Origin of the sequence: Paenarthrobacter sp. NPDC058040 (genome assembly GCF_042885775.1) — a bacterium.
In the GTDB taxonomy this organism is placed as follows: domain Bacteria; phylum Actinomycetota; class Actinomycetes; order Actinomycetales; family Micrococcaceae; genus Arthrobacter.
The window spans coordinates 149,514-173,287 of sequence record NZ_JBHVRN010000008.1; the positions used below are offsets into that span (position 1 = coordinate 149,514).

Sequence of the window (23,774 nt, forward strand, 5' to 3'; positions counted from 1 at the left end):
TGTCACAGTTCCTTTTCTGATGGGAGTTTGGCAATGGCTTTGAAGGAACTCACCCCGCAGGAGCGCTCCGATGCCTTGGAAAAGGCTGCCAAGGCGCGGGCAACCCGTGCTGCGGCCAAGGAGCGGCTCAAGCGGGGAGAGGTCAGCATTGCCGAGCTCATCTCGTCCGGCACCACGGACGAGGCCATTGCCCGGATGCGGGTCATTGAACTGCTCGAAGCGTTGCCCGGCATCGGACCCGTTCGGGCCGCCGCGATCATGGCGGACATCGGCATTGCCGGATCGCGGCGGATCCGTGGCCTGGGAATCCACCAGGCCCGCGCGCTGGTAGATTTTATGGATACCCACCAAAGCGACTAAAGCATCTCCCCGAAGGAATCCGTGAGCACGAAACCTGGACTGACTGTCCTTGCAGGCCCAACTGCTGTTGGCAAGGGAACCGTATCCACCTACATCAGGGACAACTATCCAGAGGTTTGGCTGTCAGTATCAGCCACCACCCGTGCGGCCCGGCCCGGTGAGAAGGATGGCGTCCACTACTTCTTCAAGTCGGCCGAGGAGTTCGATTCCCTCATCGCCGACGGCGAATTGCTGGAGTGGGCGGTTGTCCATGGCCACAACCGGTACGGCACCCTGCGCAGTACGGTCAACGCGGCCATCGCCGAGGGCAAGTCCGTGCTGCTGGAGATCGATCTCCAAGGAGCCCGTCAGGTCAAGGAGGCCGTCCCGGACGCGAATTTCGTCTTCCTGGCGCCGCCGACGTGGGACGAAATGGTCCGCCGCCTGGTGGGTCGGGGCACTGAAACTCCCGAGGAACAGCAGCGCAGGCTGGAAACCGCTAAACTGGAACTTGCTGCTGAACCGGAGTTTGACCACACCGTCATCAATGACGACGTTCGCCGGGCAGCGGACGAGCTTGTTTCACTCATGGGGCTTACCCCGCACGGGCGCTGAGCATCACAGCGCTTGCACTTGTCGGCCCGCTAGAATTTGGAGATTTCGTGTCCACGAACCTTGAAGGCATCATCAACCCGCCGATCGATTCGCTGCTTGAGGCTGCCGATTCAAAGTACGGCCTGGTCATCTTCGGCGCCAAGCGTGCCCGTCAGATCAACGCCTACTACGCCCAGCTCCACGAGGGCCTGTTCGAGTACGTCGGCCCGCTCGTCGACACCAAGCTCAACGAGAAGTCGCTCTCCATCGCCTTGCGCGAGATCAACGAAGGCCTCCTGGTCTCCACCCCGATCGAGCCCGCAGAATAGAACTGACTGCCTGTTGACGGAGGTCACGTGCGCATAGTCCTCGGAGTCGGGGGAGGGATCGCAGCCTACAAGGTTGCATCGCTCCTCCGGCTTTTTACTGAAGCCGGCCATAAGGTCACAGTCATTCCCACCGAAGCGGCCACCCGCTTTGTTGGCGTGGCCACGTGGGAGGCGCTGTCCGGCAACCCCGTCAGCAACAGCGTTTTTGACGATGTGGAGAAGGTCAACCATGTCCGCCTCGGGCACGAGGCCGATCTCATCGTCGTCGCACCGGCAACCGCCGACCTCCTCGCGAAGGCGGCCACCGGACAAGCAGGGGACCTTCTCACGAACACCCTCCTGATGGCCCATGGGCCGGTTCTCTTCGCACCGGCCATGCACACGGAAATGTGGCAGCACGCCGCCACCCAGGCGAATGTCGAAACACTGCGCAGCCGTGGCGTTACGGTGCTGGAACCGGCTTCAGGGCGGTTGACCGGCGCGGACTCGGGCCCCGGGCGGCTGCCGGAGCCGGAAGCGATCTTCGCTGCCGCCGTCGCCTTGGCGGGTGGGGCAGGCCCCGCGCCGGAACACCCAGGCCAAGCGGGAATCCTCGCTGGAAGGACAGTGACGATCTCCGCCGGTGGAACCAGGGAGGCCCTGGACCCCGTGCGCTTCCTCGGCAACCGTTCCTCCGGGAAGCAAGGTGCGGCCTTGGCCGCTGCCGCCCTCGCTGCCGGGGCTGCTGTGAGATTCCTCGCCGCGCACATGGACGTCGAGCCGCCTGCCGGCGTCGAACTGGTCCGCGTCGAATCGGCCCTGGAATTGCGCGAAGCGGCACTTCAAGCGGCCGCGGATTCCGACGTCGTCATCATGGCTGCTGCCGTAGCGGACTTCCGCCCGGCGGAAGTTTCGGACACCAAAATCAAGAAGGTCGACGGCGAGGAAGCCCCGCTGGTGCATTTGGTGCGCAACCCGGACATCCTCCACGAACTGGTCGAGAGGCGTAACGCCGTGGGCGGCCAGCAACTGATCGTCGGATTTGCCGCCGAAACAGGCGACGCGCAAGGCGACGTCCTGGAGCACGCCACTGCCAAGCTCAAACGCAAAGGCTGCGACCTCTTGGTGGTCAACCACGTGGGCGTCGGACGGGTTTTCGGCCAGGACGACAACTCCGTGGTCATTCTCTCGGGGCACGGCGCCGAGCCCCAATCGGCCTCCGGCTCCAAAGCCGACGTCGCGGCCGCCGTCGTGGACCGCGTCGGCGCGGAACTGGCCCGGGTTTTCCCGGCACCCTAGCCGCCGGCGCAAGCCGAAGCACAGAACTCTTAGCATAGGGACACACGGCAAATGCCTCCGCCCCGTAACCCAGTAAGGTGGTCGAGTGACTTTACCGCTTCACCATGAACACCATGGCACCCCGTCCAAGCTCCGGCTCTTCACTTCCGAGTCGGTCACCGAGGGACACCCGGACAAGATCTGCGACCAGATCAGCGACTCCATCCTTGACGCGCTGCTCGCCGCCGACCCTGAATCCCGGGTGGCCGTCGAAACCATGGCCACCACCGGCCTGGTGCACGTGGCTGGTGAAGTTACCACCGACGCTTACGTAGAGATTCCGCAGATTGTCCGCGAGACCATCCTCGGCATCGGCTACGACTCCTCCGCCAATGGGTTCGACGGCGCGCGTTGCGGTGTTTCCGTGTCCATCGGCCAGCAGTCCAACGACATCGCCGGTGGCGTCTTCAACTCCCTCGAGGCCCGCGAGGGCCGCCAGGAGGACGACTACGACCTTCAGGGCGCAGGCGACCAGGGCATCATGTTCGGGTACGCCAGCGACGAGACCGCGTCCTACATGCCCACGCCCATCTGGCTCGCGCACCGTTTGTCGGAGCGCCTCACCGAAGTACGGAAGAACGGCGAACTTGCGTACCTGCGGCCAGACGGCAAGACCCAGGTCACGGTAGGGTACGACGGCGACCGCCCGGTTTCCGTTGAAACGGTGGTCATCTCGAGCCAGCACGCGGAGGACGCAAGCCTGGAACAGTTGCGTGCCGATCTTGCAAGCCATGTCATCGACCCCGTCCTTGCGGCGTCCAACCTGGATCTCTCCCGTGTGGCCAATATCCTGAACCCTGCCGGCGCTTTTGTCATCGGTGGCCCCGTGGGCGACGCAGGCTTGACCGGGCGCAAAATCATTGTCGACACCTACGGCGGATTCTCCCGCCACGGCGGCGGGGCCTTCTCCGGCAAGGACCCGTCCAAGGTGGACCGCTCCGCGGCGTATGCCATGCGGTGGGTTGCCAAGAACGTGGTGGCCGCAGGCCTTGCCAAGCGCGCCGAAATCCAAATTGCCTACGCGATCGGACAGGCCCGCCCCGTCGGCACCTACGTGGAGACCTTTGGCACGGAGACCGTGGATCCTGCACGCATCAGCGAGGCCATCGACGAGATCTTCGACCTCCGTCCCCGTGCGATCATCGACGCCCTGGACCTCAAGCGACCCATCTACGCCAAGACCGCGGCCCATGGCCACTTCGGGCGCGACGAGCCCGACTTCACCTGGGAACGCCTGGACCGTGTGGCGGACCTCAAGGAGTTCTTCAACGCCTGACCTCCGCCGCTGATTGCCTTAATGTCGGCGGCCCATGATTGGCTTGAGCCAGAGATGCCCGCAGTGGGTCAATCCCGCTGTGGGCATCCTGCGTTTTACGGGCGTTCGGATCCGGGCGCCACTACAGGATGATGGAGGTGGAGGGCATGGCAGCAGACGAGGCCCAGCCATCTTTGCTCCAGCCTTCGTTGCTGCAGGGGTTCCCGGCCAAGCCGGCTCCCAACGGCCCGCCACTTGCTGCGTCGGACCCGGTGGCCCGCGTCGTCCTGGAGTCTCCGCTGCCGCACCTGGACCGGCCCTTCGACTACGCCGTGCCAGCCGAGCTCGCAGGCGCCGCCGTCCCGGGCGTGCGGGTCAAAGTGAAGTTCAACGGGCAGGAGCTCAACGGTTACATCCTGGAACGCCGGCCGGATTCTGAGGCTGGGCATGACCTGACGGCACTCCACAAGGTCGTTTCTCCTCTGGCGGTGCTGACCCCGGCCGTCAACGGCCTGGCCTCTGCTGTCGCTGCCCGCTACGCGGGAACGTTGAGCGACGTCCTGCGCACGGCCATCCCCCCGCGGGTGGCGAAGGTGGAGAAAGAGGCTTTGGAAAACCTCGACGAGGACTCCGCCCCACTGGTGCCGGTAGTGGAAGAGCATCCGTGGACCCGCTACACCAATGGGCCACCCTTCCTGCAGCACCTTGCCGCGGGTGGTGCACCTAAGGCTGTGCTGACCGCCATCCAAGGATTTGGCAAGGATGGCTGGCCGGCCTTGCTTGCCTCGGCCGTGGCAGCCGTTCGAACTTCAGGGCGGGGTGCCGTAGTGGTTGTCCCCGATTACCGGGACTTGGACCGCTTGGAAGCGGCCCTGGTCGAAGTCCTGCCCGTCACTGACATTGCCCGTTTGACCGCGGACGACGGCCCGACGCCCCGGTACAGGAACTTCCTGAGGCTTCTCACGGGCCAGGCAGGGGTGGCCATCGGCACCCGCTCGGCCGCGTACGCGCCGGTGCGCAACCCGGGACTGGTTGTGTGTTGGGACGATGGCGATGACCTGCACCTCGATCAGCGCGCGCCTTACGCGCACACGCGGGAGGTCCTGCTGCTGCGCTCGGAACAGGAAAACACCGCCTGCCTGCTGGCTTCGCACAGCCGCAGCACCGAGCTGCAGCGCCTGGTGGAGCTCCAATGGGCAGTGCCCATCGAGGCACCCCGGGCAGCCATCCGCGCCTCGGCGCCGCGGGTTCTCAATACGGCGGACAGCTTTGAACAGGAGCGTGACCCACTGGCCCGCATTGCGCGCTTGCCTGGTGCGGCGTGGAAAGCCGCCAAGGAAGGCCTTGAGCGGGGTCCTGTGCTCATCCAGGTGGCGAGGGCCGGCTATGCGCCCTCGCTGGTGTGCCAGACCTGCCGTGAACCCGCGCGCTGCAACGTCTGCCAAGGCCCGCTTGCCATGTCGGGCGCCTCGTCCATGCCCGCCTGCCGGTGGTGCTCCACGCCCGCTCCGCAATGGCGTTGTGCCCACTGCAACGGCGTCCACCTTCGGCGCGGCGCCACAGGGGCCATCAGGACCGCTGAGGAGTTGGGGCGCGCGTTTCCCGGGTATCCCGTGGTCACGTCGTCCGGAGAACACGTCAAGGCCACCATTCCGGACTCGCCGGCGCTGGTGGTTGCCACGGTAGGAGCAGAGCCAGTGGCTCCCGGGGGTTACGCCGCAGCCCTGCTCCTGGACGGCAACTCCTTGCTGCGCCGGGAAAACCTGCGCGCGGGTGAGGACACCGTACGGCGTTGGTTCAACGCTGCCGCCTTGGTTCGTCCGGCCAGCAAGGGAGGTTTGGTTGTCATTACCGCGGACGACACCACCGCGACCGGCGCCCTGCTTCGCTGGGACGCGCCAGGCTACGCATCGCGCGAATTGGCCCTGCGGAAAGAACTCCAGTTGCCTCCGGCCGTGCGGGTGGCTTCCGTCACCGGTCCCAGGGCCGACGTCGTGTCCTTCTCCGAGGCTGTGTCTGCCACCCTCGGACAGGGTTCCCTGCGCAGCGTGGGGCCGGCCGCAGTGCAGCTCCACAGCCCGGCTGGGTCCGGGTCCGAGGCGGATGTCCGCACGCTTTTCTTCATCCCGTACGGCGAAGCTGCGACCGCCACCCAGGCCATGCGGGCCGTCAAGGCGGCCAACGCCGCCAAACGCACTTCCGGGCCGGTGCAGTTGCGGCTTGATGGAGTGGACGTCCTCTAGGTACTAAGGGCGCCGCTGGGAAGCGTCATTATTTCAGCACCGTCTTCCGTGATGGCGATGGTGTGTTCACTGTGGGCAGTCAAGCAACCGGTGGCACTTCGCAGGGTCCAGCCGTCGGCGTCGGTAACGAGCTTTGCCGTGTCCTGCATGACCCACGGTTCGAGGGCCAGCAGCAGTCCCGGCCGGAGTTCGTAGCCGCGTCCTGGCCTGCCGGTGTTGGGCACATGGGGGTCCTGGTGCATGGTGGATCCGATGCCGTGCCCGCCGAACTCAACATTGACTGGATAACCCGCATCCTTGAGTACCGAACCGATCGCGTAGGAGAGGTCTCCGATCCTGGCCCCCGGAACGGCGGCGGCGATGCCCGCGGCGAGGGCGCGTTCGGTGGCCTCGATCATGGCCACGCTTTCGGGGCGTGACGAGTCGCCAACCACAAAACTGATCGCTGAGTCTGCTGCGATTCCGTCCTTGGTCACGGCGAGATCGAGGGTGAGGAGGTCGCCGTCGGTAAGAGCATAGTCGTGGGGGAGTCCATGGAGCACGGCGTCGTTCACACCTGTGCAGATGTAGTGCCCAAACGGTCCGCGGCCAAAGGAAGGAGCATAGTCCACGTAGCAGGATTCGGCTCCGGCTTCGAGGATCATTTCCTTGGTCCACCGGTCGATGTCCAGCAGGTTCGTGCCCACCGTGGCGCGGTTCTTCATGGCCTGAAGGATGTCGGCAACCAAGGTACCGGTGACTTTCGCCTTGGCGACTTCGCTGGGGCTCAGGATCTCAATCATGGGTCAACTTTCGCTTGGAGGCTCCGGGCTTGCGCAGGGCAATGGCTTCTTCCGCCGCGGCGAGCAACTGTCGGGCTGATTCGTCCCAATTGAAGGCAGCGGCCCGTTCGATGGAGCGCCGTGAACGCTGCTGCCACAACCCGTCGTCGTCAAGGGCTGCTACGGCGGCGGCAAAATCAGTGGGGGATTCCGGATCAACGTAGCTGACGGCGTCGGCGCCGACTTCACGGAAAATCGGTGTGTCGCTGGCTACCACCGGGGTTCCCAAAGCCATGGCTTCCACCAGCGGCAGGCCGTATCCCTCGGCGCGCGACAAGCTGATCAGTGCGGTGGCCCTGCGGAGGAGCTCTTCGTATTCACTGTCAGTGACCCCGTTGTGGAATTCCACTTTTGCGCCGTCCGGGATGAGGGCCTCCAGTTCAGTCCTCCGCTGTGGAGTGATGCGGCTGAGCAGGTGCAGGGTGTAGTCCGGGAGTCCGGCCATTCCCCGAACCATGGTTTCCACGTTCTTGTACGGCATGAACGACCCCATGTACAGGAGGGACTTGTCCGCGCCGTTTGCCGGGTCCCGCGGTGTCTGGCCGGTCTGCGGGGCGTTGCCGACAATCCGGACGGGCCGCCTGGTGAGCCGGTATTTGGCCATGAGCGCCTCCGTGGTCCGACTGATGGTGGCCACCACTTCGGCCCGGTTCAGGAGTACGCGCTGCGGCCAAAAGGCCTTGTGGTACAGCCTCCACAACAGGCGGACCGGTGCGGGAAGGAAACCCGGAGGAGCGGGGTGTTCGTAGTAGATGAGGTCGTGAAGTGTCAGTATCAGGCTGTACTGCCGGCCCAGTGAGCCCATTGTCTGCATGGGGCACACCACGACGTCGGCGCCCAGGGGATTGACTTTCCGCGCCACGAACAGCTCCATCGGCGACAACGGGCTGTTGACCATGACGTAAGGCACATCGGGCAGGAGGGCGAGCTGCCGCTTGTCGTTGATAAGCATCGTGACGTCGGCGATTTTCGCCGTCGCTGCGATAAGGCTTGAGCCGTACCTGCTGATGCCGTCGTGATGGTCTGTCCTGGTAAAGCGGGCGTCAATGACGATTTTCACGCGGGATGTTCCTCCAGGAAGGTTCGGATGGCCGCAGCTGCCGGCGCCGGTGTTTCGTAGTGGATCAGATGCCCGACGCCGGGAATCACTTCCAGCCTCCCGTCCGGGAGGCGTTCCAACAGTTTGTGCTGGTTGGGCAACGTGGCGATCTCGTCCTTTTCGCCGGCAACGAGCAGCACGGGGAGGGTGAGCTTTTCAGCGACGTCGGCGACGGTGCCTGAGACGGAGGCCTTGAACGATTCCAAAAGGCTGTTCCGGTCGGCGAAAGCGCTGAAGTAGGCATCGTGCTGGCCATGGATGAAGCGCCTCAACTGCTTGTCCTTGGTTTTGGCCATAGTGATGCTCATGATCCGGACGATCGCCCGGTTGCGCAGGATGGCTAGACCCAGCGGTCGGGGAAGCCTTGCGGAGATCTGGTAGTAGAAGACGGCGAGCTTGGTCATGACGCCCTTGGGGCCCTCCAAGGCCGGGGCTGCTATTGGATTGACCAGCACCAGGGGAGTGACAGCTCCCGGATGGCTGGCCACGAAATGGCTGGCCACGATCGACCCGAAGGAATGTCCAAGAAGGACGGTCTTGGGGCCCAGATCCAGTGCGGCCATGAAGCCTTCAATAAAGCGGCCGTAGCGCTCAACGCTGTGTTCGTCGTCCACGAACGGTTCTGAGCTGCCGAAAGCCGGGAGGTCCGGCATGATGATCCGCATCTCCGGGAGCATGTCGGCCACCCGCAACAAGCCGTGGTGGTCGCCCCTGAATCCATGGATGACCAGGATGGTGCGTGTCTTGTTGCTTGCCGTGACGGGCTCGTACGTCCAGTAGGCCACCGTACTGCCGTCGACATCCACATCGGAAGCGGCCGTGCGTGTTGCCAGGGACTTGCTGAAGAACTCCACGGGGGCCTGTGCACCCTCGAAGGGGTGCGCGGTGTCCACTTTTTCCATCCAATAATTCCTAGTTCACGTTGTCCGGATGCGAGCCGGTCCGGTGATGGCGTTCCAGGCCCGCCATGCCGTCCAGATCCTCGCCATCCAGTTCGAAGTCGAAAACGTTGAAGTTCTCCTTGATGCGTCCGGCCGTGCTGGCCTTCGGTATGACCAGGTTCCCCAACTGCAGGTGCCAGCGAAGAATCACCTGCGCTGGAGTCCGCTTGTACTTTTCCGCCAAGGCAACGATTGCCGGATCCGCGAGAACCTGGCCCCGGCCCAAGGGGCTCCAGGCTTCGGTGCGGATTCCGAGCTGATCGTGCAAGGTCCTGAGCCGGGCTTGCTGCAACCACGGGTGCAATTCGATCTGGTTTACCGCGGGGACCACTTCGGCGGACTGCATGAGTTGTTCAAGATGGTCCGGCTGGAAGTTGGACACACCAATTGCCCGCACTTTGCCCTCACGGTAGAGGGTTTCCAGGGCCTTGTACGTCTCGGCGAACAGTCCGCGGGCCGCACAGGGCCAATGGATGAGGTAGAGGTCCACATAGTCGAGGCCGAGGTTGGCCATGGAGGTGTCGAAAGCGCGGAGCGTGGCATCGTAGCCGTGGTCGTCGTTCCAGACTTTGGTGGTAACGAAGATGTCCTCGCGGGTGAGTGCATGAACGGATTCGCCTGATCCTCCGGTTCCCGGATTGCTGTCCCAGGCGTCCCCGATGGCGCCGCCGATCGCGCGGCCAACGCCTACCTCGTTTCCGTACATGGCGGCGGTATCGAAGCGCCGGTACCCTTCGCCCAGGGCGGTGCTGACCAAGGCGTCGGCGTCGGCCGGCGGCACCTTGTACAAGCCGTATCCCAGTTGGTCCATCATGACGCCGTTGTTCAAGCTCAGCCGTGCCGGGAATCTCATAGCAACGACTCTACCCATTCCGGGGCGGATTGCCTCAGGACTGGCCATCGAAACTCACCAACCTGCGCGCCGAGGCCTCATCGAGGATCAGGTCGGTTGCCAGCCCGGCAGCCAACGCGCCCTGGAGCCCATTGATCTTTGACGCCCCGGACACGACGCAGATCCGGCGCCGGACCTGGCGCAGCTGTTCATGGCTGGGGCCCGTGGACCGTTCGTTCAAAGTGATCCCGTCCGATGATCCGTCACTCCGGAAAAAGACCGTGGCAACGTCACCGGCCACGTCGTCCTCCGCCAGGCGTGCCAGGTCCTGCTCGTCGAGGTATCCGCCCGCGTAAACATGGCTGGGGTAGTCGGAGTCCACCGAGCCGACGCCGAAAATCGCGATGCTCATCCGGGCCTGCAAATCGAGGATCCGTTGAACGCTGCGCTCATTCCACATGGCTGTCTTGGTGGCGGCATGGTCGAAGAACGCCGGAACGGGGAACTGCTCCACGCGTGCACCATAGGCGCTTCCAAAACGCCGCATGATGTCGCTCGCGTAGGTGATTCCGGTGGTCTGCATGTTTCCCGCGCCGTTCAACTGCACCACGATGCTGTCGTGCGTGACCTTGCGTGTGAGGTGCCTGCTGACGGCGCTCAAGGTGGCGCCCCACGCCACTCCGATGATGGCGTTCGAGTCCACCAGCGGCCCGATCGTCCGTGCCGCCTGCATGGCCACGCGGTCCAGGGTTTCGGCCTCGTTCAGCGTGTCCAGTACGGGAACCACGTGCACGTCCACTCCGAAGCGGTCACGGATCTGGCTTTCCAGTTCGGGTGCAGTATCAAAGGGGCTCCTGATCTGGACCTGTACCAGCCCGGTTTCCCGGGCGGAGGACAACAGCCTCGAAACCGTCGAGCGGGACGTTCTCAGCTCCCGGGCAATCGCGTCCATGGTGAGGTCCTGCAGGTAATACATTTGCGCGGCGCGGAGTGCATCCGAATGGCGTGATCGTCCCATCTCATTTCCTTGCTGCACGTTTGTGCAAATAGCTTGACTCCATTTTCCACCTTCGCCAGATTAGTGGTGAAAGGTGCAGCGGCGGGGAGCGCCACGCACGAACCAAGCCCAAGGGAGCAGTTTTGGGAAACAGGATTTCCGGTACTTCGTCTGATGCACATCGGCGTGAATCAGCGGCGGCCTTGCAGGAGCGCCCCTCTGCCCAGGTCCTCATCATCGGCGGCGGCATCAACGGCGTGGGGACGTTCCGGGACCTCGCACTGCAGGGCGTGGATGTGGCACTCGTCGAACGCGGAGACTACTGCCAGGGCGCGAGCGGCGCATCGTCCCACATGATCCACGGCGGCATCCGTTACCTGGAGAACGGCGAGTTCCGCCTGGTGAAGGAATCGGTGGTGGAACGCAACCGCCTGCTGCGGATCGCGCCCCACTACGTCAAGCCGCTCCAGACCACCATCCCGATCTTCAGCACCTTCTCCGGCATTCTCGCCGCGCCCGTGCGTTTCCTGACCCACAAGCAGGGAAAGCCGAAGGAACGCGGAGCATTCCTCATCAAGCTCGGTTTGAGCCTTTACGACTTCTTCTCCCGCGATGGCGGCAGCGTTCCCCGGCATCAATTCCTGGGCCGCGACAAGGCTTTGGCCGAGCTGCCGCTGCTGCACCAAGGCATCAAATACACCGCTACCTACTTCGACGCCTCAGTGCACAACCCCGAACGGCTCACCCTGGACGTGCTGCAGGACGGAGAGAAAGCAGGACGCTCGGCCAACGGAGACGCGGGTGGAGGCGCCCGCGCCAGCAACTATGTTTCACTGGTCGGCATGGGGGCCAACGGGGTGCGCCTTCGCGATGAACTGTCCGGCAAGGAATTCGATTTCAAGGCCGACGTCGTCGTCAACACCACTGGTGCCTGGGTGGATCTCACCAACCAGGCCATGGGCGCCGCAAGCACGTTCATGGGTGGCACCAAGGGATCGCACATCGTCCTGGACCACCCGGAACTGCTCGCCGCCTGCAACGGCCGTGAAATCTTCTTTGAGCACACCGACGGCCGTATCGTCCTGATCTATCCCATGGGCGACCGCGTGCTGGTGGGAACCACCGATGTCGACGCCGACATGTCCCAGGACGCCGTGTGCACCGAGGAGGAAGTGGACTACTTCTTCGACCTGGTGGGCCACGTATTCCCCACCATCACAGTGGACCGCAACCACATCGTCTACAGCTTCTCCGGAGTCCGTCCCCTACCAAGGCATGACGCCACCCAGCCCGGGTTCGTCTCCAGGGACTACCGGATCGAGCGCTCGGTCCGCACCGGCGATGGTGCGGCCGCTACGCCAAGCGGGAAGGCCGCCGTCGTCCTGAGCCTGGTGGGCGGCAAGTGGACCACTTTCCGTGCGCTGGCGGAACACATGACCAACGACGTCCTCCGCGAACTCGGCAAGGAACGCAAAGTCTCGACGGCGAAACTCGCCATTGGCGGTGGCGCCGGCTTCCCGGCGACCGCGCAGGGCGAACAGGAATGGATCAAGGAGCACATGGGGCCCGGGCTGGATGCAAGCCGGGTCGAGGGCTTGTTGACCCGCTATGGCACCCGCGCCGGGGAAGTCATCGCCTTCCTCAACAGCGGAGAGGACGCTCCGCTGCGGTCCACCCGTGAGCTCAGCGTCCGGGAGCTCGAATACATGGCACGAAACGAGCAAGTGGGCCATGTGGTTGACGTGCTGGTCCGCCGCACCTCGTTGGCGTTCCGCGGACTGGTGACGGGCGAACTGCTCAACGAGATTGCCGGGGCGCTGGGCGGTCCCCTGGGTTGGGACGCAGCCAGGCGTGAGGCCGAGGTCCGCCATGCGCATGACGTCCTGCAGCGCTTCCACAAGGTCAACGTGCACAGCTTGGTGGACTAAAGCCACCACGGGAACGGCACCGGCGACGGTGCCGTTCCAAACGGCCCCTTCAACCCGCGAGGGGGCTGATAACAGAAGAATGAGGAGTCAAAGATGTCTCTTGGAATTGTTTTCCTTTCCGAAGTATTCGGAACCATGATGCTGACCCTTTTGGGTTGCGGTGTCGTGGCCAACGTTGCGCTCAAGGGCACCAAGGGCAACAACGCTGGATTCTTGATGGTGACGTGGGGCTGGGGAATTGCGGTCTTCGCGGGCGTCTTTGTGGCCGCAAAGTCCGGGGCCCATCTCAACCCCGCCGTCACCCTGGGCCTGCTAGTCAACAGGAAGCCGGAATACGCGCCGGGGGTTCCCGTGGACTTCGCATCCACACTTACCTATTTTGGCGCTGAACTCCTCGGCGCTTTCCTGGGTGCCGTGGTGTGCTGGCTCGCCTACAAGCAGCACTTCGACGCCGAGCCGCTGCCGGCCAACAAGCTTGGCACCTTCTCCACCGGCCCGGCCATCCGTTCCACCCCGTGGAACCTGATCACCGAAATCATCGGAACCTTCGTGCTGGTGTTCGTCATCCTCACCTTCGGAGGCACGCCTTCGGGCCTCGGCCCGCTGGCTGTGGCTTTGCTGGTGGTCGGCATCGGCGTTTCGCTCGGCGGTCCCACCGGCTACGCCATCAACCCGGCCCGTGACCTGGGCCCGCGCATCGCCCACGCAGTCCTCCCGATCCAGGGCAAGGGCTCCAGCGACTGGGCCTACTCCTGGGTTCCCGTCGTTGGCCCGCTCGTGGGCGGCGCCCTGGCCGGTCTCGTGGCCATCTGGGTTCCGGACATCATGCCTGCCATCGCCGGCTGATCCCTTTACCGTTTCCTTTCCGGCAAGACACAACTTTCAACCAACCAAGACAAGGACGTCACCATGAACCAATACGTCATCGCCATTGACCAGGGCACCACGAGCTCCCGTGCCATCGTTTTCGACCACGCCGGAACCATCGTCTCCAGCGGCCAAATGGAGCACGAGCAGATCTTTCCGCAGGCCGGATGGGTGGAGCACAACCCGGCCGAGATCTGGGACAACACCCGGGAGGTCATCGCCTCCGCCCTTTCCAAGGCGAACCTGACGCGGCACGATATTGCCGCCGTCGGCATCACCAACCAGCGCGAAACCGCGGTGGTGTGGGACAAGAACACGGGCGAGGCTGTCTACAACGCGATTGTCTGGCAGGACACCCGAACCCAGCCGATCGTCGATGAACTGGCCAAGGACGGGGGAGTGGAGCGGTTCAAGCAGAAAGTGGGCCTGCCCCTGGCCACGTACTTCTCCGGCACCAAGATCAAATGGATCCTGGACAATGTGGAAGGCGCGCGGGAGAAGGCCGAAGCCGGCGACCTCCTGTTCGGAAACACCGACGCATGGGTCCTGTGGAACCTCACCGGTGGAGTGGACGGCGGCGTGCACGTCACCGATGTCACCAACGCCTCGCGCACGCTGTTCATGGATCTGGAAACGCTCCAGTGGGACCAGGAGATTCTGGACATTTTCGGGGTGCCGGCGTCCATGATGCCGGCCATCAAGTCCTCCTCCGAGGTCTACGGCCAGGTCCACACCTCTCAATTGCTCCGGGAAACGCCAGTAGCAGGCATCCTGGGCGACCAGCAGGCAGCCACCTTCGGACAGGCCGCGTTCCAGCCCGGTGAAGCGAAGAACACCTACGGTACGGGTTGCTTCCTGATCTTCAACACCGGCGAAGAAATCGTCCACTCCAAGAACGGACTGCTGACCACCCTCGGCTACAAGCTGGGTGACCAGAAGCCGCACTACGCCTTGGAAGGCTCCATTGCCGTCACGGGTTCCTTGATCCAGTGGCTCCGCGACAATCTCGGCATGATCAGTTCAGCCCCGCAGGTGGAAGAACTTGCTGCCGCGGTGGAGGACAACGGTGGCGTGTACATCGTTCCCGCGTTCTCCGGCCTCTTCGCTCCCTATTGGCGTGCCGATGCCCGTGGCGCCATCGTGGGACTTACCCGGTACGCCAACAAGGGCCACATCGCCCGTGCGGCCCTTGAGGCCACGGCGTTCCAGACCCGCGAAGTGCTCGACGCCGTCAACGCGGACTCGGGCGTCCCGCTCACCGAACTGAAGGTCGACGGCGGCATGGTCGCCAACGATTCCCTCATGCAGTTCCAGGCGGACATCCTTGGTGTGCCCGTGGTCCGGCCCAAGGTCATTGAAACCACGGCACTCGGCGCGGCTTACGCCGCGGGCTTGGCTGTCGGCTTCTGGAACGACCTCGGCGAGCTCAGCGCCAACTGGGGTGAGGACAAGCGCTGGGAACCGCAACTCGACAAGGAGGAGCAGGAGCGGCAGTTGCGGCTGTGGAAGAAGGCTGTGACCAAGTCCATGGACTGGGTGGACGAGGACGTTAAGTAGTCTGACCTGACGTTGACGGCAGCCGCGCCTGCCCCGCCCGCTTCGCGGTGCCCACCACACCCGGGCGAGGCGCGGCTGCCGTCAACTCACTCGTCGGCTCTGTAAGCCGCTCGTGGCGACTGGAGAGTTATTAAGGTGCGCTATTGTAGATCTATGCGTGCGAACCTTCTGCTTAGTTAGCCGCCCGGCTACATCGCCGTGCGGCCGCCCCTCCATTGTCGAGGGGCTTTTGTGTGTCCGGGGGTTTTGCGTCCTGGAAACCGTGCCACTACAGCAGAAGGTAATTCCGCCATCGAGAACAGAAGAGGGCAGCAGTGAGCGTTCAGCCGGAGACAGAGACCGGAACAGCACAGACAACCGCAGCCGGAGCGCCCGAAGAGGGCGTCTACAGCTTCGCTGCCATGGAAGCCAAGTGGCCGCAGGTCTGGGAAGACCTCAAGGTTTTTACCCCTGCCGACGACGGCTCGCGGGAACGCCGCTACGTGCTGGACATGTTCCCTTACCCCTCGGGCGATCTCCACATGGGCCACGCCGAGGCGTTCGCCATGGGCGACGTCGTTGCGCGCTACCTCCGGCAGAAGGGCTACGACGTCCTGCACCCCATCGGCTGGGACTCCTTCGGCCTGCCCGCCGAGAACGCAGCCATCAAGCGCAACGCGCACCCCAGCGAGTGGACCTACGCCAATATCGATACCCAGGCCGCGTCCTTCAAGCGCTACGCCATCTCCGCCGATTGGTCCCGCCGGCTGCACACCTCCGATCCCGAGTACTACCGCTGGACGCAGTGGCTGTTCAAGCGCTTCTACGAGCGGGGCCTGGCCTACCGCAAGGACTCGCCGGTCAACTGGTGCCCCAAGGACCTGACCGTCCTGGCCAACGAACAGGTGGTCAACGGTGCCTGTGAACGCTGCGGGACCCCCGTCACCAAGAAGTCCCTGAACCAGTGGTATTTCAAGATCACGGACTACGCCGACCGCCTGCTCGAGGACATGGACCAACTGCAGGGCCACTGGCCGGAGCGCGTGCTCGCAATGCAGCGGAACTGGATTGGCCGCTCCGAGGGTGCCCACGTCCGTTTTGTCATCGAAGCCGCGGGCAGCCGTCCGGAGCGCGAGGTCACTGTCTTCACCACCCGGCCCGATACCCTGTACGGCGCAACGTTCTTCGTTGTAGCCGCGGATGCCCATCTGGCCTTGGACCTGGTGACCCCGGAACAGCACGACGAACTGATGGCCTACCGCGAGAAGGTCAAGGCCCTCTCCGAAATCGAGCGCCAGTCCACCGAACGCGAAAAGACCGGCGTGTTTACCGGCCGGTACGCCATCAACCCGCTCAACGGCGAAAAGCTTCCTGTATGGGCGGCAGACTATGTCCTGGCCGACTACGGAACGGGCGCCATCATGGCTGTTCCCGCCCACGACCAGCGCGACCTTGACTTTGCCAAGGCCTTCAACCTGCCTGTCCGGGCCGTGCTGAACACGGGTGAGGAAGACCCTGCGGAATCCGGCGTAGCCACCGCGGGCGAAGGCACCCTGCAGAACTCGGGCGAACTGGACGGCCTGAGCAAGGCGGACGCCATCCCGGCGGCCATCGACATCCTGGAGAAGCAGGGCACCGGCGAGAAGTTCGTCAACTTCCGCTTGCGCGACTGGTTGCTGAGCCGCCAGCGGTTCTGGGGTACGCCCATTCCCATCATCCACTGCGGTGAGTGCGGGGAAGTTCCCGTCCCCGATGACCAACTCCCGGTGACCCTGCCGTCCGACCTCCGTGGTGAGGCGCTGGCTCCCAAGGGAACGTCGCCGCTTGCTGCCGCCGTCGAATGGGTCAATGTCGAGTGCCCCAACTGCGGCCGTGCCGCGCAGCGCGACACGGACACCATGGACACGTTCGTGGACTCGTCGTGGTACTTCCTCCGCTTCGTCTCGCCGAATTTCACCGAAGGTCCCTTCGATCCCGCGAAGATCAACGACTGGATGCCCGTGGGCCAGTACGTGGGCGGCGTGGAGCACGCCATCCTGCACTTGCTGTACGCACGTTTCTTCACCAAGGTGATCAAGGACATTGGCTTGATCGAAGCCAGCGAGCCTTTCAGCGCGCTGCTCAACCAGGGCCAGGTGCTCAACGGCGGCAAGGCCATGAGCAAGTCGCTCGGCAACGGTGTCGACCTGGGTGAGCAGCTGGACAAATTCGGCGTCGACGCCGTGCGCCTCACCATGGTCTTTGCATCACCGCCGGAGGACGACGTCGACTGGGCCGATGTTTCGCCGGCAGGTTCGGGTAAGTTCCTGGCACGCGCGTGGCGGCTCGGCCAGGACGTCACCAGCGAGCCGGGCGTGGACCCCGCTACCGGCGACCGGGCACTCAGGACCGTGACCCACAAGACCATTGCCGACGCGGCGGAGCTGCTGGACAACAACAAGTTCAACGTCGTGGTGGCCCGGCTCATGGAGTTGGTCAATGCGACCCGCAAGACCATCGACTCCGGTGCCGGTGGCGCCGACCCCGCAGTCCGTGAGGCTGTTGAGGCTGTTGCGGTGATCCTTAGCCTCTTCGCTCCGTACACAGCCGAGGATCTCTGGAACGCCTTGGGCCACCCAGCTTCGGTGGCCAACGCGGGTTGGCCCACGCACGACGAGTCCCTGCTGGTCCAGGACACGGTCACCGCCGTTGTCCAGGTGCAGGGCAAGGTCCGTGACCGGCTTGAAGTCTCTCCGGATATCAGCGAGGACGAATTGCGCGAACTGGCGCTGGCTTCGGAGAACGTCCAGCGTGCCATGGACGGCCGCGGCATCCGCACGGTTATTGTGCGCGCGCCTAAACTGGTGAACATCGTCCCGGCCTGACGCTTCCTGAGGGTCCTGGAGCAGCGCGGCCGCCGGCAGGAATGCCGGCGGCCGATCACTCTTTGTTGGAGGTTATGCAGTGCCGGACCGGGAACCACCTGCGTGGATATGGCTGAAGGAACGACTGTCCCGCCTCAGGCTGCCGACGCTCCCTGCCCCGGCCCCCGGTGGGGCGGGTCCCACCGTCGTTAAGACCGCGGTAGTGACTGACTCCGCTGCCGCCCTGCCGGCAGACTGGGTTGCGGCTTTTGCCGCGGACGGCCGCCTGGCGGTTGTCCCCATGCCTGTCATGGTGGGCGACGAAATCTACGGGGAGGGCGAGGACGACATCACCCAAACCCTTGCCGTCGCGTTGGCATCGGGGGCTTCGGTGAAAACGTCGCGCCCTTCGCCGGGTCAGTTCGAGCAGGCGTACCTGGCTGCCCAGCGGCACGGTTTCGAGTCGGTGGTCTCCATCCACATCTCTTCCGCGCTCTCCGGAACTGTCGATGCCGCGCGTTTGGCTGCGGCCCGGGTGGGGATCCAGGTTGAAGTCCTCGACTCCCGGACGGTCGGGATGGCACAGGGGATGGGCGTGCAGAGCGCGGTGGTAGCGGCCGCCGCGGGACAACCCGCAGCCGACGTCGTGGCTTTCGCGCAACAGCGCATGGAGCGCACCAAAGTCTATTTCTACGTTCCGAGCCTTGAGCAACTTCGCCGCGGTGGCCGCATCGGCGCCGCTGCATCGGTCCTGGGGACGGTGCTTTCCATCAAACCGATCCTCGCGGTCGACGGCGGGAAGATCGTACCGCTTGAAAAGGTCAGGTCCGCTGTTCGTGCCATCGCTCGGTTGGAGGAGATCGTGGCCGCCGACGTGGCGTCCCGCGCGCCCGGCCAGGCGCGGCTGGCCGTTCATCATTTCGGGAATCCTGCCGAAGCGGAATCGCTGGCGGTCCGGTTGGTGGAGAAGTGTCCCGGTTCTCCTCCAGCCCAGATCAGTTCGCTTCCTGCCGTTCTTGCCGCGCACGCCGGTTTGGGTGTCCTGGCCGTCATCGTGGGCGAAAGCAGCACGCCAGGCAGTTGAAGGTTTTATCCACATAGGGCGCACTACGCAGCGGTGTCTGGGTGCCCTCGGCAATAGGCTCGATTCATGCCACGCCGGAACAAGGACACCTCGTCCGATGCCGCAAGTGAGGCCTTCAGGCGGCGGCTCTCCCGGCACATTGAACCTGCTGTAGAGGTAGAACCACTGCTGCCTCTGTCTGCGAAGGAACCGACCTGCGAAGACCAAGGCGATGCCGGACTGCTCCCGGCAATCCCTTCGCGAATCCGCTGGCGGAGTCCCAGGACTGTCGTCTTCATGGTGGCCGCTGCCGCGTTGGTGGCCGCCGTCTGCTTCGTGTGGCAAACCAACAATGACCAGCCATCGATCGCACCGCTGGCACCACCTGCCGCCTCGGACTCGGCGGACCAAAGTGGAGACGAACAGCCGGGCCATACACCCTCCGGGACTGTGCTTGTCCATGTGGCCGGTGCGGTGCAAAAGCCGGGAGTGGAATCCTTGCCGGATGGCAGCAGGGTGTACCAGGCCATCGAGGCGGCAGGCGGCGCGGCTCCCGATGCCCGGCTTGACGGCCTGAACCTCGCTGAAGTGGTGGCGGACGGTGCAAAGATCGTGGTTCCGCGCGCCGGCGACGCCGTTGGCACGCCGCAGGGGCTGGAACCAGGTGGCACGGCGGGTGGCAGCTCGCGGGCTCCGGCCGGTTCGGCGAAGGTCGACATTAACACCGCTTCCGTGGAGGAGCTCGGCACCTTGCCGCGCGTGGGACCCGTCATGGCACAGCGCATCGCCGATTGGCGGAAGGATCACGGCCCGTTCAAGTCAGTCGAGGAATTGGACGCCATCGACGGTATCGGCCCCAAACTCATGGAATCGCTCAAGGGACTCGTGACGGTGCAAGGTGGCTAACGCCGCGGGAAGTCCGTCAGCCAAACGACTGGACGTGCGACTTGTCCCAACAGCCGTAGCAGCATGGGCGGCGGCCCTGGCGGGAACTGTGGGTCCCCAGTGGTGGTCCACAATGCTCTGCGCTTTACTGGCCTTGGTTGCCTTGGGGTTGATGGCGTCCGCCCGGCAGCGTCAACGGCGGAGGCTGAGGGCAAGGACCACGTCCGCCACCCTTGCGCTTGCCTGCCTGATGGGCGCTGCCGTGGCCCTGCACTGCGCCGCGGACACTGCCGCACGGGAGCAGGGACCGCTTGCCGCTGCTGCCACCACCGGCGAGGGAGTGGTCATCAACGTCCGGGTCACGGGGCCTCCTTCCGCGGTTGCGGTGCCGGGACATACCGGGGCCAGCCGCTGGACCGTCCCGGCGCAAGTGGAACACTTCACTGCCGGAGGCAGCATCGTCACGGATTCGGCAGCAGTGTTGGTCATTGGCGGGGAGGCTTGGCAGCACGTGCGGCCGGGGCAATCCTTGAGGACCACAGGAACCCTGAAGGAGGCCAAGGAGGGCCAAACCGAAGCGGCCGTTCTTTCAGCGTCAACGGCCCCGGTGCTGGTCAGTACGGCCTATGATCCTCGACAAACCGCGAACGCGGCCCGGGAACAATTCCGCGAGGCGGCGGCGTGGTTGCCGGCCGACGCGGCAGGCCTGCTGCCCGGCATGGTCACCGGGGACACGTCCGCGCTTCCGGAGAGCCTGGAATCGGCCATGAAGACCACGGGCATGAATCATTTGACGGTGGTCAGCGGGGCAAATTGCAGCTTAATTCTGGGTGGATTCATTCTGGTGGCACGTACTTTCCGTCTCCCGCGGCCCCTTGCAGCAATGGTTGCAGGCATGGGGTTGGCGGCCTTCGTGGTCCTGGCAGGCCCCGATCCAAGCGTCCTGCGCGCAGCCGTCATGGGCGTCGTGGGGCTTGCCGCCCTCACAGCAGGGCTCCGTGGCAGGTCACTGACGTTCCTTTGCGTCGCGTGCACCTCCCTCCTCCTCTGGCAGCCCGCCCTGTCCGTTTCCTTTGGCTTTCTGCTGTCCGTCCTTGCCACCCTTGGCATTGTGTTGTTCGCCAGCCGCATGGCGTCGTGGTTTCCTGACTGGGTTCCTTCATGGCTGGCCACCGGCATAGCGGTACCGCTCTCCGCCCAGATCGTGTGCGGACCGGCCATTGTCTGGTTGCAACCCCAGTTCTCGGCTTACTCGCTCATTGCCAATGTGCTGGCCGGACCGCTGGTAGCCCCCATAACCATCCTCGGAACGATCGCAGTGCCGTTGGCTGCCGTTCCCTGGCTGGCTGCGGCTCCCTTGGCCGTGGCAGGAACCAGCGCATCAATGGTGGCAGGAACCGCGCGGTTCTTCGCTGCGTTGCCGGGTGCCGCGATGCCGTGGGCTGAGGGACCAGTCGGGATCGCATCAATGGTGGCCTTGTCCACCGTCGCTGTGGTGGTGACGTGGGGGATGCTGCATCCGGCGGGATTCCTTGACGGGGTGCTCACCGTTCACAGGGGGATCATGAAAGGACTCGAACACGCGGAACTACTTGCCCTGCGCCGAGGTTCCGCTTGCCGCCACAAACGCCATGGCCCAAGACATGGCAGACTTAAACCTTGCACAAACCTGTCCGGAAGGAATCACCAGTGGCTGCTGCCCAAAACACCCGGGCCAAGAACACCCCGGCGAACAACGCCGGTTGGCGCGAGGCCGCGCCGGCTGCCGTAGTGCTGGTCACCGGACCCGAGGAGTATTTGGGAATCCGGGCAATGGACCGCATCCGGGCCCAAGTCCGCTCAGCAACCCCGGACGTGGAACTCACCAAACTCAACGCGGGCTCCTACGAACCCGGATCCCTGGCCATGACGGTGACCCCATCGCTTTTCGGTGAAGGAAAGCTGGTGGAGATCGAGGGCCTTGAGTCCATGAACGATGCCTTCCTCGCTGACGCCATGAAATACCTGCCCCAGCCGGAAGCCGATGTGGTCCTTGTCCTGAGGCATGCGGGCGGCGTACGGGGCAAGAAACTGCTCGACGCCGTCAAGGCCGCCGGATGGCCCGTCATCGACTGCCAACCGCTCAAGAAGGACGCCGACAAGACGGCATTCGTGGTGGCCGAGTTCAAAGCCGGCAACCGGCGTATCGAGGGCCAGGCGGTCCAAGCCCTTGTCAACGCGGTGGGTGCCAATCTCTCGGAGCTTGCTGCGGCGTGCAACCAGCTCATCGCAGACGCCACCACCGCCGTCGATGCCGCAACCGTTGACAAGTATTACGGTGGTCGCGTCGAGGCAACGGCATTCAAGGTGGCAGACGCAGCGATGGCGGGAAACGGTCCGTTGGCTCTTTCAACTTTGCGGCACGCCGTATCCACGGGAGTTGACCCCGTTCCCCTCGTGGCTGCCCTTGCGGCCAAACTGCGCACCCTCGCCAAAGTAGCCGGCGCCAAGGGATCCTCCGCCACGATCGCCAAGAACCTGGGCATGCAACCGTGGCTCGTGGAACAGGCACAGCGTGATGTCCGCCGTTGGACTCCGGAGGGACTTATCCGGTCCATCCAGGTCATTGCCGAGGCCGACGCGCAGGTCAAGGGTTTGTCCAGGGATCCTGTTTACGCCGTTGAACATGCTGTGACCGTGATTTCAACGTCTGCGCAGCGTCGCTGAGCGGGGGCCCGGGGTAACCGGGCTTGCATGCTTAAAAGACAGGAGGCCGGCACCCGTGGGTACCGGCCTCCTGTTCAGCTCAGTCGAACTGGAAAAACCTTAGAGTGCGTTGACCTTCTTGGAGATCGCCGACTTGCGGTTAGCAGCGTTGTTCTTGTGAATAACGCCCTTGCTGACAGCCTTGTCCAGCTTACGGCTGGCAGCGGCAAGTGCAGTTCCAGCAGCATCCTTGTCAGCAGACGCAACGGCGGTGTTGACGGCGCGGATGGCCGTCTTCAGCTCGGACTTGACTGCGTTGTTGCGCAGGCGAGCCTTCTCGTTGGTGAGGATGCGCTTCTTCTGGGACTTGATATTAGCCACGTATGAACTCTCTTTTTTAATGCGGAAATGGTCTAGAGGGTTGTCAGGTTGGCCATCGACTGAGCGGCGTGGGGATGCCTATGGCAGCCAACCATGTGTGGCCGTCGACCTGCACGGACACACAGCTATAAAGGATAGCAGAAAACGCGGGTCAAGCGTGCAAGCCCTTACCCCGGCGTGGATTGGTCCCGCAAGGCGCGGGTTACTTCCTGGAAGCTGGACTTGCCGAGGACGGCGCCCTCGCGGCGGACTGCGCCTGGATCCAGCCGGATGACGCGGTCCACTTTGACCTCGCTTGGCCTGCCTTGACGGTCCCAGGGTCCCGCGCCGATGTCGACGTAGTCGTCAGCGCGCACGCCGTTGTCGTGGTCCTTCGATGTCAGCATCAGCCCGAGAAGCCACTTCCCGTCACGCCCCACCAGCAGCACCGGCCGGTCCTTGCCCTGCGTGTAGTCCTCCTCGTACGGCACCCAACTCCACACGATCTCGCCGGGATCCGGCTTGCCGTCGGGCGTGGGGGAGTAGCTGGCGCGCACGCTTCCGCGGTAATCGCCGGGATAGGTCCCGGGCACGACGCCGGGTGGCCGGCTTGGTTGCCGGAGCCCGCCCCGACGCGGCGCGGGAGGGGTCGACGTCCTGGCTGCGCTGCCACCGAGCGCCCGGAGGGATCGCAGGAGTGCTTTGCCAAGGGGTCGTAAGTCCAGAGCCATAGGACCAAGCTACCGTCACTTCGCGGACACGCGGCTTCATTGCCTGCGGGGCCCAGCGACCGGTTCGGGCACAGGTGCCCGTGCTTCCCCTGATGTACGTGGAACGGCC

At 64.3% G+C, this 23,774-nt stretch carries 21 protein-coding genes; 14 read left to right on the forward strand and 7 right to left on the reverse strand.

Going from position 1 to position 23,774, the window contains the following annotated elements; all coding sequences use genetic code 11:
* Window positions 1-33: 33 nt before the first annotated feature.
* The 6 genes from mihF to ACFVSJ_RS13025 all read left to right on the forward strand — a co-directional run bounded on the left by mihF (window position 34) and on the right by ACFVSJ_RS13025 (window position 6,077).
* Window positions 34-360, forward strand: coding sequence for an integration host factor, actinobacterial type (gene mihF / locus ACFVSJ_RS13000; RefSeq protein WP_387437207.1), 327 nt, complete (start codon window positions 34-36; stop codon window positions 358-360).
* Between the two features lie 21 nt (window positions 361-381).
* Window positions 382-954 (forward strand): guanylate kinase, encoded by a 573-nt coding sequence (gene gmk, locus ACFVSJ_RS13005; protein ID WP_387437208.1) that lies wholly within the window; start codon window positions 382-384, stop codon window positions 952-954.
* A gap of 47 nt (window positions 955-1,001) precedes the next feature.
* Window positions 1,002-1,262, forward strand: coding sequence for a DNA-directed RNA polymerase subunit omega (rpoZ, locus tag ACFVSJ_RS13010; protein ID WP_017197559.1), 261 nt, complete (start codon window positions 1,002-1,004; stop codon window positions 1,260-1,262).
* A 27-nt stretch (window positions 1,263-1,289) separates the two neighbouring features.
* Complete coding sequence (gene coaBC, locus ACFVSJ_RS13015) at window positions 1,290-2,540, forward strand: bifunctional phosphopantothenoylcysteine decarboxylase/phosphopantothenate--cysteine ligase CoaBC (protein WP_387437209.1); 1,251 nt, start codon at window positions 1,290-1,292, stop codon at window positions 2,538-2,540.
* 85 nt (window positions 2,541-2,625) lie between these two features.
* Window positions 2,626-3,855: a methionine adenosyltransferase gene (gene metK / locus ACFVSJ_RS13020; protein ID WP_387437210.1), complete on the forward strand. Its 1,230-nt coding sequence runs from the start codon at window positions 2,626-2,628 to the stop codon at window positions 3,853-3,855.
* A gap of 146 nt (window positions 3,856-4,001) precedes the next feature.
* Window positions 4,002-6,077: a primosomal protein N' gene (locus tag ACFVSJ_RS13025; protein ID WP_387437211.1), complete on the forward strand. Its 2,076-nt coding sequence runs from the start codon at window positions 4,002-4,004 to the stop codon at window positions 6,075-6,077.
* Here ACFVSJ_RS13025 and map read toward each other — a convergent pair.
* From map to ACFVSJ_RS13050, 5 genes are read right to left on the reverse strand one after another with little or no spacing between them, the layout of a single operon-like run.
* Window positions 6,074-6,859 carry a type I methionyl aminopeptidase gene (gene map, locus ACFVSJ_RS13030; protein ID WP_387437212.1) on the reverse strand — a complete coding sequence of 262 codons (786 nt, stop codon included), beginning with the start codon at window positions 6,857-6,859 and terminating at the stop codon, window positions 6,074-6,076. The genes ACFVSJ_RS13025 and map overlap by 4 nt on opposite strands.
* Window positions 6,852-7,958 carry a glycosyltransferase family 4 protein gene (locus ACFVSJ_RS13035; protein WP_387437213.1) on the reverse strand — a complete coding sequence of 369 codons (1,107 nt, stop codon included), beginning with the start codon at window positions 7,956-7,958 and terminating at the stop codon, window positions 6,852-6,854. Before ACFVSJ_RS13035 ends, map begins: the two co-directional genes overlap by 8 nt.
* Window positions 7,955-8,899 carry an alpha/beta fold hydrolase gene (locus tag ACFVSJ_RS13040; protein WP_387437214.1) on the reverse strand — a complete coding sequence of 315 codons (945 nt, stop codon included), beginning with the start codon at window positions 8,897-8,899 and terminating at the stop codon, window positions 7,955-7,957. The genes ACFVSJ_RS13035 and ACFVSJ_RS13040 overlap by 4 nt, the downstream gene beginning before the upstream one ends.
* 10 nt (window positions 8,900-8,909) lie before the next feature.
* On the reverse strand, window positions 8,910-9,791 hold the full coding sequence (locus tag ACFVSJ_RS13045) for an aldo/keto reductase (RefSeq protein ID WP_387437215.1): 882 nt from the start codon (window positions 9,789-9,791) through the stop codon (window positions 8,910-8,912).
* 34 nt (window positions 9,792-9,825) lie between these two features.
* Window positions 9,826-10,788: a sugar-binding transcriptional regulator gene (locus ACFVSJ_RS13050; protein WP_387437216.1), complete on the reverse strand. Its 963-nt coding sequence runs from the start codon at window positions 10,786-10,788 to the stop codon at window positions 9,826-9,828.
* Between the two features lie 122 nt (window positions 10,789-10,910).
* On the opposite strand from ACFVSJ_RS13050, the gene ACFVSJ_RS13055 reads away from it, so the two are divergent.
* The 8 genes from ACFVSJ_RS13055 to holA all read left to right on the forward strand — a co-directional run bounded on the left by ACFVSJ_RS13055 (window position 10,911) and on the right by holA (window position 22,595).
* Entirely contained in the window at window positions 10,911-12,695 is a 1,785-nt protein-coding gene (locus tag ACFVSJ_RS13055) for a glycerol-3-phosphate dehydrogenase/oxidase (RefSeq protein WP_387437217.1), read from the forward strand.
* Between the two features lie 93 nt (window positions 12,696-12,788).
* Window positions 12,789-13,541 carry an MIP/aquaporin family protein gene (locus ACFVSJ_RS13060; protein WP_387437218.1) on the forward strand — a complete coding sequence of 251 codons (753 nt, stop codon included), beginning with the start codon at window positions 12,789-12,791 and terminating at the stop codon, window positions 13,539-13,541.
* Between the two features lie 63 nt (window positions 13,542-13,604).
* The gene (gene glpK / locus ACFVSJ_RS13065) at window positions 13,605-15,119 is read left to right on the forward strand and encodes a glycerol kinase GlpK (protein ID WP_387437219.1); all 1,515 of its coding nucleotides are present in this window, start codon (window positions 13,605-13,607) and stop codon (window positions 15,117-15,119) included.
* Window positions 15,120-15,433: 314 nt separating this feature from the next.
* Complete coding sequence (gene leuS, locus ACFVSJ_RS13070; RefSeq protein WP_387437220.1) at window positions 15,434-17,962, forward strand: leucine--tRNA ligase; 2,529 nt, start codon at window positions 15,434-15,436, stop codon at window positions 17,960-17,962.
* 79 nt (window positions 17,963-18,041) lie between these two features.
* A complete protein-coding gene (locus ACFVSJ_RS13075) occupies window positions 18,042-19,025 on the forward strand; it encodes a DegV family protein (protein ID WP_387437221.1) in 984 nt (327 codons plus the stop codon).
* A 66-nt stretch (window positions 19,026-19,091) separates the two neighbouring features.
* Window positions 19,092-19,910 carry a helix-hairpin-helix domain-containing protein gene (locus tag ACFVSJ_RS13080; RefSeq protein WP_387437222.1) on the forward strand — a complete coding sequence of 273 codons (819 nt, stop codon included), beginning with the start codon at window positions 19,092-19,094 and terminating at the stop codon, window positions 19,908-19,910.
* Between the two features lie 34 nt (window positions 19,911-19,944).
* Complete coding sequence (locus ACFVSJ_RS13085; RefSeq protein WP_387437223.1) at window positions 19,945-21,660, forward strand: ComEC/Rec2 family competence protein; 1,716 nt, start codon at window positions 19,945-19,947, stop codon at window positions 21,658-21,660.
* A complete protein-coding gene (gene holA / locus ACFVSJ_RS13090) occupies window positions 21,579-22,595 on the forward strand; it encodes a DNA polymerase III subunit delta (protein WP_387437224.1) in 1,017 nt (338 codons plus the stop codon). Before ACFVSJ_RS13085 ends, holA begins: the two co-directional genes overlap by 82 nt.
* Window positions 22,596-22,694: 99 nt before the next feature.
* Here the strand turns inward: holA and rpsT are convergent, their stop codons facing one another.
* Together rpsT and ACFVSJ_RS13100 are read right to left on the reverse strand one after the other, a co-directional pair.
* Complete coding sequence (rpsT, locus tag ACFVSJ_RS13095; RefSeq protein WP_347107561.1) at window positions 22,695-22,955, reverse strand: 30S ribosomal protein S20; 261 nt, start codon at window positions 22,953-22,955, stop codon at window positions 22,695-22,697.
* Between the two features lie 167 nt (window positions 22,956-23,122).
* Complete coding sequence (locus ACFVSJ_RS13100; protein ID WP_387437225.1) at window positions 23,123-23,665, reverse strand: type II toxin-antitoxin system PemK/MazF family toxin; 543 nt, start codon at window positions 23,663-23,665, stop codon at window positions 23,123-23,125.
* Window positions 23,666-23,774: the final 109 nt, after the last annotated feature.

What these genes read in the sequence shown, in the direction of transcription:
- mihF (WP_387437207.1), top strand. Translation starts at nt 34, where the DNA reads ATGGCTTTGAAGGAACTCACCCCGCAGGAGCGCTCCGATGCCTTGGAA.
- ACFVSJ_RS13025 (WP_387437211.1), top strand. Translation starts at nt 4,002, where the DNA reads ATGGCAGCAGACGAGGCCCAGCCATCTTTGCTCCAGCCTTCGTTGCTG.
- map (WP_387437212.1), bottom strand. Translation starts at nt 6,859, where the DNA reads ATGATTGAGATCCTGAGCCCCAGCGAAGTCGCCAAGGCGAAAGTCACC.
- ACFVSJ_RS13040 (WP_387437214.1), bottom strand. Translation starts at nt 8,899, where the DNA reads ATGGAAAAAGTGGACACCGCGCACCCCTTCGAGGGTGCACAGGCCCCC.
- ACFVSJ_RS13045 (WP_387437215.1), bottom strand. Translation starts at nt 9,791, where the DNA reads ATGAGATTCCCGGCACGGCTGAGCTTGAACAACGGCGTCATGATGGAC.
- ACFVSJ_RS13050 (WP_387437216.1), bottom strand. Translation starts at nt 10,788, where the DNA reads ATGGGACGATCACGCCATTCGGATGCACTCCGCGCCGCGCAAATGTAT.
- ACFVSJ_RS13060 (WP_387437218.1), top strand. Translation starts at nt 12,789, where the DNA reads ATGTCTCTTGGAATTGTTTTCCTTTCCGAAGTATTCGGAACCATGATG.
- glpK (WP_387437219.1), top strand. Translation starts at nt 13,605, where the DNA reads ATGAACCAATACGTCATCGCCATTGACCAGGGCACCACGAGCTCCCGT.
- ACFVSJ_RS13080 (WP_387437222.1), top strand. Translation starts at nt 19,092, where the DNA reads ATGCCACGCCGGAACAAGGACACCTCGTCCGATGCCGCAAGTGAGGCC.
- ACFVSJ_RS13100 (WP_387437225.1), bottom strand. Translation starts at nt 23,665, where the DNA reads ATGGCTCTGGACTTACGACCCCTTGGCAAAGCACTCCTGCGATCCCTC.